The organism is SAR86 cluster bacterium (assembly GCA_023703575.1).
Classification (GTDB): domain Bacteria; phylum Pseudomonadota; class Gammaproteobacteria; order Magnimaribacterales; family Magnimaribacteraceae; genus Magnimaribacter.
On the sequence record CP097969.1, the window covers coordinates 1,403,509 to 1,416,028 of the forward strand.

The 12,520-nt window shown below is 36.7% G+C and carries 14 protein-coding genes; 10 read left to right on the forward strand and 4 right to left on the reverse strand.

Annotated elements, in window-relative coordinates:
* Window positions 1–2: 2 nt before the first annotated feature.
* Both M9C83_07130 and M9C83_07135 read left to right on the forward strand, forming a co-directional pair.
* Window positions 3–407: a DUF3501 family protein gene (locus M9C83_07130; GenBank protein ID URQ66414.1), complete on the forward strand. Its 405-nt coding sequence runs from the start codon at window positions 3–5 to the stop codon at window positions 405–407.
* Window positions 408–442: 35 nt separating this feature from the next.
* Window positions 443–724 (forward strand): hypothetical protein, encoded by a 282-nt coding sequence (locus M9C83_07135; GenBank protein ID URQ66415.1) that lies wholly within the window; start codon window positions 443–445, stop codon window positions 722–724.
* A gap of 2 nt (window positions 725–726) precedes the next feature.
* Here M9C83_07135 and M9C83_07140 read toward each other — a convergent pair whose 3' ends face one another.
* Window positions 727–1,944 (reverse strand): acyl-CoA dehydrogenase family protein, encoded by a 1,218-nt coding sequence (locus M9C83_07140; GenBank protein ID URQ66416.1) that lies wholly within the window; start codon window positions 1,942–1,944, stop codon window positions 727–729.
* Window positions 1,945–2,008: 64 nt separating this feature from the next.
* Between M9C83_07140 and M9C83_07145 the strand changes: the two genes are divergently transcribed.
* On the forward strand, window positions 2,009–3,415 hold the full coding sequence (locus M9C83_07145) for an amidase (GenBank protein ID URQ66417.1): 1,407 nt from the start codon (window positions 2,009–2,011) through the stop codon (window positions 3,413–3,415).
* Between the two features lie 6 nt (window positions 3,416–3,421).
* Here M9C83_07145 and M9C83_07150 read toward each other — a convergent pair whose 3' ends face one another.
* A complete protein-coding gene (locus M9C83_07150; protein URQ66418.1) occupies window positions 3,422–4,210 on the reverse strand; it encodes an SDR family NAD(P)-dependent oxidoreductase in 789 nt (262 codons plus the stop codon).
* An 18-nt stretch (window positions 4,211–4,228) separates the two neighbouring features.
* The gene (locus M9C83_07155) at window positions 4,229–4,636 is read right to left on the reverse strand and encodes a PaaI family thioesterase (protein URQ66419.1); all 408 of its coding nucleotides are present in this window, start codon (window positions 4,634–4,636) and stop codon (window positions 4,229–4,231) included.
* A 126-nt stretch (window positions 4,637–4,762) separates the two neighbouring features.
* Between M9C83_07155 and M9C83_07160 the strand changes: the two genes are divergently transcribed.
* Genes M9C83_07160 through M9C83_07175 form a run of 4 tightly spaced genes read left to right on the forward strand, consistent with a single transcriptional unit; the run spans window position 4,763 to window position 8,686 of the window.
* A complete protein-coding gene (locus M9C83_07160; protein URQ66420.1) occupies window positions 4,763–5,935 on the forward strand; it encodes an acyl-CoA dehydrogenase family protein in 1,173 nt (390 codons plus the stop codon).
* The gene (locus M9C83_07165) at window positions 5,932–7,059 is read left to right on the forward strand and encodes an acyl-CoA dehydrogenase (GenBank protein URQ66421.1); all 1,128 of its coding nucleotides are present in this window, start codon (window positions 5,932–5,934) and stop codon (window positions 7,057–7,059) included. The genes M9C83_07160 and M9C83_07165 overlap by 4 nt, the downstream gene beginning before the upstream one ends.
* A 1-nt stretch (window position 7,060) precedes the next feature.
* Complete coding sequence (locus M9C83_07170) at window positions 7,061–8,218, forward strand: beta-lactamase family protein (protein URQ66422.1); 1,158 nt, start codon at window positions 7,061–7,063, stop codon at window positions 8,216–8,218.
* Window positions 8,219–8,224: 6 nt separating this feature from the next.
* Window positions 8,225–8,686, forward strand: coding sequence for a glycine zipper 2TM domain-containing protein (locus tag M9C83_07175; protein URQ66423.1), 462 nt, complete (start codon window positions 8,225–8,227; stop codon window positions 8,684–8,686).
* Window positions 8,687–8,734: 48 nt separating this feature from the next.
* On the opposite strand, the gene M9C83_07180 is transcribed toward M9C83_07175, so the two are convergent.
* Window positions 8,735–9,460 carry a hypothetical protein gene (locus M9C83_07180; GenBank protein URQ66424.1) on the reverse strand — a complete coding sequence of 242 codons (726 nt, stop codon included), beginning with the start codon at window positions 9,458–9,460 and terminating at the stop codon, window positions 8,735–8,737.
* Between the two features lie 118 nt (window positions 9,461–9,578).
* Here M9C83_07180 and M9C83_07185 point away from each other — a divergent pair, with 118 nt between their 5' ends.
* Genes M9C83_07185 through M9C83_07195 form a run of 3 tightly spaced genes read left to right on the forward strand, consistent with a single transcriptional unit; the run spans window position 9,579 to window position 12,520 of the window.
* Complete coding sequence (locus M9C83_07185; GenBank protein URQ66425.1) at window positions 9,579–11,675, forward strand: penicillin acylase family protein; 2,097 nt, start codon at window positions 9,579–9,581, stop codon at window positions 11,673–11,675.
* A gap of 21 nt (window positions 11,676–11,696) precedes the next feature.
* Window positions 11,697–12,089, forward strand: a complete 393-nt coding sequence (locus M9C83_07190) for a DUF4149 domain-containing protein (protein URQ66426.1) — start codon at window positions 11,697–11,699, stop codon at window positions 12,087–12,089.
* 2 nt (window positions 12,090–12,091) lie between these two features.
* Window positions 12,092–12,520 (forward strand): phosphate-starvation-inducible PsiE family protein, encoded by a 429-nt coding sequence (locus M9C83_07195; protein ID URQ66427.1) that lies wholly within the window; start codon window positions 12,092–12,094, stop codon window positions 12,518–12,520.

A 12,520-nucleotide genomic window follows, 5' to 3' on the forward strand; every position in this document is an offset into this window, starting at 1 on the left:
GAATGTCGAATTCTCTTGAAAACTGTGATGTGAGGTCTATATCAATAGGCTCCAAAATTTCACTTCTTTTTAAAGAAAGTGCAATATTTGAAGAGCAAACTGCCCTCATAGGAATAGTAGAAACCGTTAAATATTCAGGTGATAAGAATTCTGACTTTCCAGAAATACTGGATTTGCTTGATAAGATATGGATTCAGATTGGTGAAAATAAAAGAATATATGGAGATAAAAAAAGGAGTAATGACTCAATCAAGGAAGAAATATTTTTTAGATTAAGCAAACAGATGATAGAAGATTTTAAGCGTACAGAAATGATGTACGCCGGCGTTAATCATCCCAAATATAATATTAAAACTAAAGAAATAGCATTATCTACCGTGAAAAGTCTCGCAGAAGATTTTAAATAAAATACCAAATTTCTGCTCTCTCCTTTAATAATTTTATGAAACTAAAAGAGCTTAAAAAATTGATTGAAGGATGTCATCCTGAAGATCTTAATAATGATGTTGAGGCTGTTGTTATATCAAAGAAAAATAAAGTGTTTAAATCGGATAGCATTCGCTTAGATACTGACTCAGGAAGGATTATTATTGCTACTCAGGACTCAGAGCAATACAAATTGAATAAAATCAATGCAGACAAAGAAATGGGATTCGCTAAGAAAATGCTATCTATAAAATCAAAGAAAAAGACAATTGCAGATATCCTAAATCAAAAGAAGTAAAACTAAGCTGAGTCCACGTACTTTTTGAGTTCCTCTTTAGCAATTGTCCTCATGTGTACCTCATCCGGCCCATCACCTATGCGCAGATATCTAATTGAACTGTAAAGACTAGCTAAAGGTGTATCTTGAGAAACTCCAGCTCCTCCATGAATTTGTATAGCTCTTTCTATTACTCTAACCGCCATTGATGGTACTTCAACTTTCGGTTGTGCTATTTCGCTTTTAGCTTCCTTGTTACCTAAAGTATCCATCATGTATGCTGCCTTAAGAGTTAACAATCTGCACATCTCAATTTCATTACGACACTTGGCTATAACATCAAAGTTACCACCTAATTCTGCAATTGCTTTACCAAAGGCTTTGCGTGTTGAGGCTCTTTTACAAAGTAGTTCTAAGGCAAGTTCAGCAGCTCCAATTATTTTCATACAATGATGAATACGGCCAGGGCCGAGACGGCCTTGAGCAATTTCAAAACCTCTTCCTTCGCCTAAAATAATATTTTCTTTTGGTATCCTCACATCATCAAATTTTAAATGGGCATGACCATTAGGTGCATGATCTGAACCGTAAACAGTTAACATTCTTTGCAAAGTTATACCCGGAGTGTCTTTTGGAATAATTATCTGAGATTGTCTTTGATGCTTAGGAGCATCAGGATTTGAAACTCCCATGAAAATCATAAATTCACAGTCAGGCCTGCCATACCCAGAAGTCCACCATTTTTCTCCATTGATCACATAATCATCACCATCTTTAGATATAGTGCTGGCAATGTTCGTTGCATCTGAAGAGGCCACATTTGGCTCAGTCATGGCAAACGCTGATCGAATCTGACCATCTAATAGAGGCTTTAGCCATTTTTCTTTCTGATAACTACTGCCGTACTTATCTAGAACTTCCATATTGCCAGCATCTGGTGCAGATGAATTAAAAACTTCAGATGTCCACCCAACTCCCATCATCTCAGCAAGAGGTGCGAATTCGAGATTGGTTAGTCCATAACCCTCATCACCCGTTAAGGAAAAATTCCACAAACCTTCTGCTTTTGCTTCTGATTTGAGTTCAGTTAATACTTCCGGAACTTGCCACGGATTACCGGACTCTCTAAAAGAATTCATAGCCTGAGTATATTCTGCCTCTTTAGGTTTTATCTTTTGATCGATAAAGTCTGAGACTTGCACTATAAGATCTTTGGTTTTTTGTGTGTGTTCGAAATTCATGGTTAATTTAAAATTTTAGTATTAAAAAAATGATAACATCATTTCAATTATTGGAGAGAATACTATGGACTTTAGAGATTATTCATTGAAAGAGTTAGTCAGCAATATTCAAGGAAAGAAAATATCTGCTAGGGAGTTAACACAATCAGCTTTAAATAATATCGAAAAGTTCGATGGAGAGATAAATGCTTTCTGTTCCATCAATCCGGAAGACGCACTTCTGCAAGCAGAGCAAATTGATTCAGCAATAATGAAAGGTGAAGAGGTTGGAATACTTGCTGGAATCCCCATCGGTGTAAAAGATCTAGAGGATGCAAAAGGATTTATAACTAGTTTTGGTTCAGAGTTGCATATCAATGATACTCCAGCAGATGAAGATTCAATTTTAGTCCAAAGAATGAGAGATCAAGGGTGTGTAATCCTTGGTAAAACCAATACACCAGAGTTTGGTCATAAAGGAAAGACTGACAATGTACCTTTTGGGAGCACAAAAAATCCATGGAATCTTCAATATTCAGCCGGTGGCTCATCTGGAGGAACTTCAGCGGCTTTAGCTTCGGGAATGATTCCTCTTGGAACAGGATCTGATGGAGGTGGATCTATCAGAATACCTGCTGCATTGGGCGGACTATCAGGCATAAAGACATCTCAAGGAAGGATTCCCATAGGAGGAAAGACACCCCCAGGATCAGGCCTGTTGACGGTAAAAGGCCCTATGGCTAATACAACTCAAGATAATGCTTTAGCTCTAGACGCAACTATTGGACCAGATCCAACAGATATTTTTTCTTTAGAATCAGATAATTTAAATTGGTCAGATGAATTAATTAATGACGTACCTAAAACTGCTATATGGTCACCAACAATGGGCTTCTCAACCGTAGATGAAGAAGTTCTATCTAAATGTGAAGAGGCTATAAATTTACTTTCCAATGCAGGGGTTGAGATAATAGAAAAAGAAACCATATGGAAAGAAAATCCTGTTGATGATTGGATGATATTTTGGGCTTGTGCATGTGCAAGAAGACAACAACACTTAATGGGTACGAAAGACTTTGAGAAAATAGATCCTTTACTTAGATTCTTTATCGAAATGGGAACTAACATGGATGGAGCTTCATATGCTTCTGCAATAGACTCATGTCATAAGTTAGGCTATCAGTTAGAAAAATTCTTCGAAGAAGCTCCTCTAATTATTACACCTGCAACTTGTGGACAGGCACCTAAACTTGAAGGAGACGGTTTTGTAAATGGAAATGAAACTCCATCTTGGGTTGATTTTACAATGGGTATCAATATGACAAGAAATCCTGCTGGGGTGATCCCAATCTCTTTGTTGGATTCAGGTTTACCTGCTTCCCTTCAAATTATAGGAGGACAAAGACAAGATTTAGATGTGCTTAGAGCTATGAACTCTTTTGAAGAAATAATAGCCTTCGACGAAAAAGCAGATTTTCCCTTAAATACTTAAGTCTTACTATTTATCATCATCGAGCATAGTGGCATGATTCCACCACGCTAGATCTGAAAAAGCTCTTAAATCCAATTCATGAGTCCAAGCAGATCGATGTTGTTGAGATAAATGATAATACGTTTTTGCTATTTCCTTGGGTAATAGCAGTCCGTCATGTTCCATACCTTTTGTTTCTCTTAGCTGCTGATACATTTCAGGTCCCAACATCTTACCTAGTGTATCTGGAGCATCTACAGCGCCATCTACAATAATGTGTGCAACATGTATTCCTTTGGATGAAAATTCAGCATTTAGGGACTGACAAAGCATTCTTCTTGCTGCCATAGCTGCTGCATGAGAATGCTGGGTTGCATTTCCTCTCATCGCAGCGGTGGCTGAAGTCACTAATATTGTACCTTTTCCCCTTTCAACCATTAACGGACAAAGCATCTTAGCAACTCTAAATAAACCAAAGCTTGCCATTTTCCATCCCCATTCAAATTCTTTATAAGTTGTTTGACTCAGCAGCTTCATGCCTGTTTGGGCTCCTAAGTTATAAATAACTACCTCTATCGGACCAACATCAGATTCGACCTTGTTTATGACTTCTTCTATTGCATCCTCTTCTATTGCATTAAGGAGTTGTCCTGAAGCAGAGCCTCCAGAGGCTTCTATATCTCCAATTAATTTATCTAAACCTTCTTTATCGGAACGTCTGCATAAAAAAGAATGATAGCCTTCTTCAGCAAATTTAGCTGCAACTGTTCCACCGATTCCCGCTCCTGCTCCAAATACCAAACATACTGGTTTCATATATCTCTCCTATACTTTCTATCCAATATCTACAGGCTGAGCTGTATGCATCAGTGTAGCAACTAACTCACCCTCCAAATTGAATATTCTACCCTCCGAAGTAGCACTTCTGGTTCCTAATTTTACTAAATTTACTTTCATTTTTGCTTTTCCTAATGCGAGTGGTCGATGAAACGAAATATTTAAATTGGTGCTCATAGGGGCCTTTTTTTCTTGATAAGCAACAATCATTGCTGCAGAGGTAGCGTCATCTAAAGCTGCAGAGATCATTCCACCCTGAACGAAACCCATTGGATTTCCTGACATTTTATTGAATTCACAAGAAAACCAGATTTGCTCATCTTCAATAGAATCATACTTTAGATTAAAAAATTCCATGGACGGTCCACGAAACTCATCGTTAAATTTTTCTAATAGTTCTTCCATAATTTGTTTATCTTAATAGGAAAATGAAAAAAATATTAAAGAATCTTTAAAAGCTCTATTTTCCTAGCTTTCGAAGTCAAAAAACATTAGTATTTACGCTCATTTTCAACTATTTCATTAATTAATATGGATATAAATCTAAGCAGTGAAGATCTTGCATTTAGGGATGAAGTTAGATCTTTTTTCGAAGAAAATAAAATTAAATCTGGAGAAGACTATTTCTCCTGGAGATTGGGCTGGTTTGAAAAAGCCAGAGAAAAAGGCGGCTGGGATGTACCTAAGTGGCCAGAAAAATTTGGCGGTCCAGGATGGACTCCAACTCAACATTATATTTGGGAACAGGAGACAGCAAAGGCGAATATCCCTTTTGATCTCCCTTTTGGACTCGGTATGTTGGCACCCATATTGATGAATTACGGAAATGAAGAACAGCAAAATAGATTCCTACCCGATATTAGAGATCGAAAGGTAAATTGGTGCCAGGGTTATTCCGAGCCCGGAGCTGGTTCAGATTTAGCAAACCTTAAAACAAAAGCTGTGTTGTCAGATGACGGAACTTATTACACAGTAAATGGTTCAAAAATATGGACAACTTTGGCTCACGTTGCGGATTGGATATTTTGTCTTACAAGAACAGATGATTCGGGAATTAAACAGCAAGGAATCACCTTTTTGTTGTTTCCCATGAAGCAAGAAGGTATAGAGGTCAAACCAATAATCACATTAGGAGGTTCACATACTGTTAATACAGTGCATTTTACAGATGTAAAAGTCCCTGTTGAAAATAGAATTGGTGAAGAGGGTAAAGGTTGGACCTATGCAAAAGGGCTGCTTGAACATGAAAGAACTGGATTGGCAGGATTATCTAAATCTTTAGTAGAGCTAGAACAACTCAAAGATAATGCTCGATCCATACAAAGAGGGAACGGAAATCTCATGGATAATTCTAGTTATAAATCTAAAGTGGGTGAGTTAGAAATAGATTTGTTAGCCACGGAGTTCACTGAGTTGAGAAGCTTAGCTTCGGCAGCAGCTGGTGGTGAGCCTGGTCCTGAATCCTCGATCTTAAAACTTAAAGGGACAGAGATTAAGCAACGAATTCAGAAACTTACCGTCGAAGCCAGCGGGATATACTCTTCTGCTTGGGGTGACAAAGGTGTTGGCCCTTCTTTCGCAAAAGGAGGAACGGCAGGATATTTAAATAGTCGATATTTCACAATCTATGGCGGAGCAAGCGAAGTCCAAAAGGATATTGTCGCAAAAAAAGTTCTGGGTCTCACAAAAAGTAGCTCAAAATGAATTTTGAACTGTCTGAAGAACAGAAAATGATTCAGCAAAGCGTCGAACGTTTTGTTCAAGAAAACTATGACCTTTCGAATAGAATAAAAATAAGCTCAGAAGATCCTGGCTTTAGTAAAGAATACTGGTCATCTATGGCCGAATTAGGCTGGCTCGGATTGGCATTTAGTGAAGAGGATGGAGGGTTTGGTGGTAACCAGATAGATACATTAGTCCTCATGGAGCAATTCGGTAAAGGATTGGTACTTGAACCTTTTTTAGCGAATATAGTTTTGGGTGGAGGATCTATAAAAAGAGGAGGTTCTAAAGAAATTAAAGACTCAATCATTCCTAAGCTCATAGATGGTAGTTTACAAATTACTCTCGCTTATGCAGAAGAACAAAGCAGATTTGATATAGAGGATGTTGCAACCTCAGCCAGGGAAGAAGGTGATGGTTTCATTATCAATGGTAAAAAATCTATGGTACTCAATGCACAATCGGCAGATAAAATCGTTGTGGTTGCCAGAACAAATGGTAGTCAGGTAGATGAAGACGGGATCAGTTTATTTCTTATAGATGCAGATGCTGAAGGAATAGACAGAGAGAATTTCCCAACTGTTGACGGTCTTAGGGCTTCTGAAATTTCATTCAAAGATGTACAAGTAACATCAGAATGCCTCATCGGAGAAAAAGATAAAGGGTTTTCCATTCTTCAAGCAGTGGTAAATGATGCTATCTTGGCTTTAGCAGCCGAGGCTGTCGGAGCCATGGAAGTGTTATATAAAGACACAGTGGAATACACTCAGCAGAGAGAACAGTTCGATCATCCACTATCAGATTTTCAAGTACTTCAACATCGAATGGTAGATATGTTTATGGAGTATGAACAGTGTAAATCTCTGTTATTTCGTGCCACCATGGAAACTGTTCAAGATCCGTCTCTTTCTCAAAGAACTATTCATGCTTTAAAACATTTGATTGGTAAATCTGGAATATTTGTAGGAGAAAGTGCCGTTCAACTTCACGGAGGTATGGGAGTCACCGAAGAGTTAAGGATAGGTCATTTCTTTAAAAGATTACTCGTTATTGACTCTCAATTTGGAAATGCTGATTTCCACTTAGATAAATTCACAAGTCTCTAAAATGCAAATAGATTCTCCAAAAATAGATAATATTTTAGAGAATGCTGCTAAGCAAAAAGTCCCCGCTATATCGGCTGCGGTTATATCTAGGGACAGTAACCTATACAAAGGTCATTTTGGTTTTAATGATCTAGAGAATAAAAATCCAGTTGATGATAATACGCTTTTTAGAATTGCTTCTATGACCAAGGCAATAACCTCAACGTGTATTTATCAATTGATAGATAGAGATATTCTTTCCCTAGATACAAATTTAAAAGATTTTTTTCCAGAAATTAGCGATAAAAAAGTCATTCAAGGATTTGATGAGAACGGTGACGCAATATTAACTGATGTATCAAATGATATAAATATCGGACATCTGTTAACACATACCTCTGGTTTTGCTTACGAAATATGGAACGAATCAATAGCTAAACTTGTTGAGAGAGGTGATTTACAAAGTGCCTTCGCAAATAATGACGAGTTTCTAAAAGCTCCACTAATCTTTGAACCCGGTACAAGCTGGGAATATGGTATTGGGATTGATTGGCTGGGTGTGTTGATAGAGAAAATCAGTGAATGCTCTCTACAAGAATACATGCATACTAATATTTTTGAGCCATTAGAAATGGCTAACACATCTTATGATCTTGATAAAAGCAAACATTCACGAGTAGCTAAAGTTTACGGACGAAATGACAATGAATACTTTGAAATGCCCTTCGAAGTTCCTGAAAAATCCTCATTTTACTCCGGTGGAGGAAACCTTATATCCAGCATTGAAGATTATTCGAAGTTTCTTAAGATTTTCCTGAATGCAGGCCAAGGACCTGACAGACAGATAATTTCTATCTCTTCCCATAAGTCTATGCTCAAAAGCCTGAATGAAGAGTTAGTTATGAAACAAATGCTTTCGCAGGCACCCATGCTTTCTGAGGATGTAGATTTTTTTCCCTCATCCACCAAATCTTGGAGTCCAGGTTTCATGATTAATCATGAAGACATAGATTCCGGGCGACCGAAGAATAGTGCAGGATGGGCTGGCTTATTTAACTCGTTTTTTTGGATTGATCCAAAAAATGAAATTGCCGCAGTCATTTTAATGCAAATGCTTCCTTTTTCTGAAGGCGGATGCCTTAATACCCTTAAAGAATTTGAAAGTTCTATTTATAGCTAAACAAGAATGAAACAATTTATTCTACTAATAACTTATATCTGTTTTCTAACAAGTTGTGCCAATTCATCTCTAAAACCTGATACGTACGATCGTGACTCTTCACAAAGAATTTCAAATGTACTTTACGGAGAAGTAGTCTCTTTAAAAAGAGTATCAATAGAAGGAGAGACAAAGTCCGGAACTATCGTAGGTGGATTAGTAGGTGCTGCAGCAGGAAGTCAAGTAAGTGACTCTAAACCTGAATCTGAAATAGGAGCTGTATTAGGAGGAGCTATAGGAGCTACCATAGGTGGCAATGTATCTAAAAATATTCAGTCTGTTGAAGGAATCCAGCTGACCATCAATATGGACGATGGGAGAACAATTTCTGTAGTACAAGAAATTAGTGATTATAAATTTGAAGTTGGTGATCTTGTTGAAGTCATAACCATAAAAGGTAGAACAAGAATATCTCCTTCGGGCGCATGATATAAGAATTAATGGCAGCCCATGATATGAACTGCCATTTGAATTAAATTATCTTGTAAGAGAGAATCCTAATTGACTTTGCGCAAGTCTTTCCTCTGAAAGATCTCCTATAGCTATAACCTTTCCTTCATCATTAAAAGCAAGTCTTGTCACAACATTTTGTTCAAATTCTAAATCAAAAGTTCTATTAAGGGATTTATGCCAGTGCCAAACATAAACAGTATTATCACTCATATTAGAAGCAACTTCGTTTATACGATGTTCAATGGTGGTCCAGTTTCCTGCATCTGCGCCGGATAAATTTTCTAGAACTTGTGACTTCGTATTGGATGAATTAACAATCCCTCGCGTCACAGCAATGTTCATTTCCTCACCATTACGTAATATCACTGCGTTTACTATCTTTCCTGGGAGCCCAGAAAAAGGTAATTTCTCATCATCAATATTTTTTTGATTCACCTCAATACCTTCTACAGAAATAAATTCATCGCCTGGCTCTAAAATTCCTTCTGCAGGACTACCTGAGATTACTCTTTGGACAATCATTTTTCCTTCATCTAAGTCTGGATTCCAATTGAATCCAAATCCAACAAACCTACCTGGATAATTCAAACCATCTTCTGCCATATTATCTCTGACTGAGGCGATCATCTCCTCTTTTCCAGTATAGGCAGCATTTATCCAAGATCTAGCGGTATCTTCATTTGAAGCAAATGAATTGCTTGCAATAAATGATAAAGAAATTATGGTAAATAATGTTCTTATGATATTCATAATTTTATCTCCTTATAATCATGAATCTAAAATATAACTTAAGTGGGGAAAAAACAAAAAAATATTTTATTCATATAAGACCTTATTCTGTAAGATTGTTATGCATTTGCCGATAATTATGATAAGAATTTCTTTAACTTTAATCATTTTAGTGATGCTTATCTCATGTAAGTCTATGGATGATTCGCAGATTAGCATCTACCTTGAAAAATCTAGCTCATATAAAGCACAAATTACAAGAGATGTTTGGGGGGTACCTCACGTCTACGGTAAGACTGATGCAGATGCTGCCTTTGGATTAGCTTATGCACATGCAGAGGATGACTTTAAAAATATTGCAGAAAATATGTATCTGTATAGAGCAGAAATGGGTCTAAAAGATGGAATTGATGGTGCCATACAAGATTATCTAATTAAGGTTCTTAAGATAAGAGAACAAATTGATGAAAACTATACAAATGATTTAAATGCAGATGTTCGTAAAGTTATTGAAGCTTATGCAGCAGGTATAAATTATTGGATGATAAAAAATCCAAGTAATGGCTATAACCACTTCTTTCCAGTTACAGAAAAAGATATTGTGGCAGGGTTCTCAATACAGAATCTTTTCTTTTCTGGTGTTGTAAGTTCTATAGAGAAACTTCAGAGAGAATCCGATCTAAAAGAGGAATATACAAGCTTGTATCGAAATCAAGAATTTGTAACCGGTTCTAATGTTTTAGCTGTCAACTCTCGTAAGACGTATGATCAATCTACAAGAATTATTATTAATTCGCATCAACCACTCGACGGACCTTTAGCTTGGTATGAAGCGCATGTGAGAAGTGATGAAGGATGGAATATGATGGGTGGCCTTTTTCCTGGCTCACCTTTTGTATTTGTAGGGTTTAATGAAAATATAGCTTGGGGATTTACAGTCAATAAACCCGATCTTTCTGATAGTTACTTGCTCGAAGTTAATCCAGAAAATGAAAATCAATACCTACTTGATGGAGAATGGGTAGATTTCAAAATTGAGATGGTAAGACTTCCAATCAAACTATTTGGACCTCTCAAATGGACGGTTAAGAGAGAGGCAAAGTATTCAGTTCATGGCCCTGTATTGGAAGTAGCTGATAAAAGCTATGCCCTTAGGTTTTCGGGAATGAGTGATATCAAACAAGTCAATCAATGGTACGCGATGAATAAATCAAATTCTCTTGAAGATTGGCTAGAAGCTATGAAAATGAGATCTATAATATCTTTCAACGGTGTTTATGCCGATAGAGAAGATAATATATATTTCCTTCATAATTCTTCCTCACCGCTTAGAAAAGAGGGAATAGATTGGAAAAATGTCATCGATGGTTCAAGGTCTGATCTTGTTTGGGATAAATATGTAAATTTTGAGTCAATTCCACAACTTCAAAACCCATCCTCAGGATGGATTGCGAGCACAAATCAAGATCCATTCAAGGTAACGGGTGAGAAAGACAACTTGTTATCAAATAATTATTCTCCTACTTTGGGTCTACAAACTAGGATGACTAATAGAGCATACAGATCAATTGAACTTTTTAGCCAAAACAACAAGCTAAACGAAAAGGATTTTGATGACATAAAGTTTGATAATAAATACTCAAGGCAATCTAGATCTTACAAGTACGTATCTGAATTATTCAACAAAGATTTCGAGTCTGATGAACTAAATTATGCGCGAGATATTTTAAAAAAGTGGGACTTGGCAACAGATTTTAAGAATACTTCTGCGGCACTCGGGGTATGTGTACTGTCGAGTGAATGGATTTCTGAACAGGGGCAAAGAATTCCTCAAGATCCTGAAATATCCTTTAGAGAATGCGTGAAAGAATTAATGCAAACTTACGGAAGAGTTGACCCGCCTTGGTCAGAAAGAAATTTTATTGTTAGGGGAAGTAAAAAAGAGTCAGTGCAAGGCGGTCCCGATGTTCTAAGGGCTATTTATGGAAGAAATGATGAAGCAGGAGATTTAAAAGCTGCGGGAGGAGATGGACTTTACATTCATGTAAGTTGGGATAAGGATGGTCAACAAAAATCTAAAAGCATTCATCAATATGGTAGTGCTACTCAAGACGAGAGCTCTACGCATTTTGCTGATCAAATGGATTTGTACATTCAAGAAGAATACAAACCTACTTTCTTCGACAAAGAAGATTTATCAAAAAATATCTCAAAAATTTATAATGTTCCTTATTAAAATATATAAAAATTAAAAGTTATGTTATTTGCTCAAATCTTAATTTCAGGTTTAGTTTGTGGTTTGATTATATTTCAGTCCGCCTTTGTTGCACCTACAGTTTTTCGAGACTTACCCGAAGAAAGCAGACCAGTAATATTAAGATCTCTATTTCCAAAACTTTTTAAGTCAATAACTCTAGCTGGGATTTTATTAACCTTATTAGCCTTTTTAGAGGGCTCTAATTTAATAATCGCATATTGCGTTGGAGTTTTTACCTTCTTAGCAGGTTTAATCTGCAATTCCATGATAGGAGCAACAAATAGGGCTAGAGATGATGGAAATGATAAACTTTTTGCTACTCTTCATCGAATTAGTGTGTTACTGACAATATCAGTTTTACTGACAAATCTCATTTGGGTATTTATAGTTTAATTATGAAAGAAAGATTTAATAAATTTCTTAACACCGGCATGAATAAAGGTTTGAGTTGGACCACCATAGCAAGTGAAAAATTACTTCTAGCACTAATTGGAATATCAACATGTATAGCTTCGGCCATGTATCTCTATGAGATGATCTTACAAAGAGAAATCTTACTAGGTGATCTATTCATGCTTTTTATTTATGCAGAAATCCTCGCCATGGTTGGGGCTTTCTATAGCACTAATAGGATACCTGTTACTCTTCCAATCATTGTTGCAATCACTGCTCTGTGTCGTTTGATTATAATGCAAACGAAAGAAATGGATGCGATTATGGTCATGTGGGAGGCAGGTGCAATTTTTATTCTTGCAGGTTCAGCCTATCTAATGAGCCTCAAAGACAAAATAAGTCTAGAGAAATTAAAACAGTCGGAAGAATAA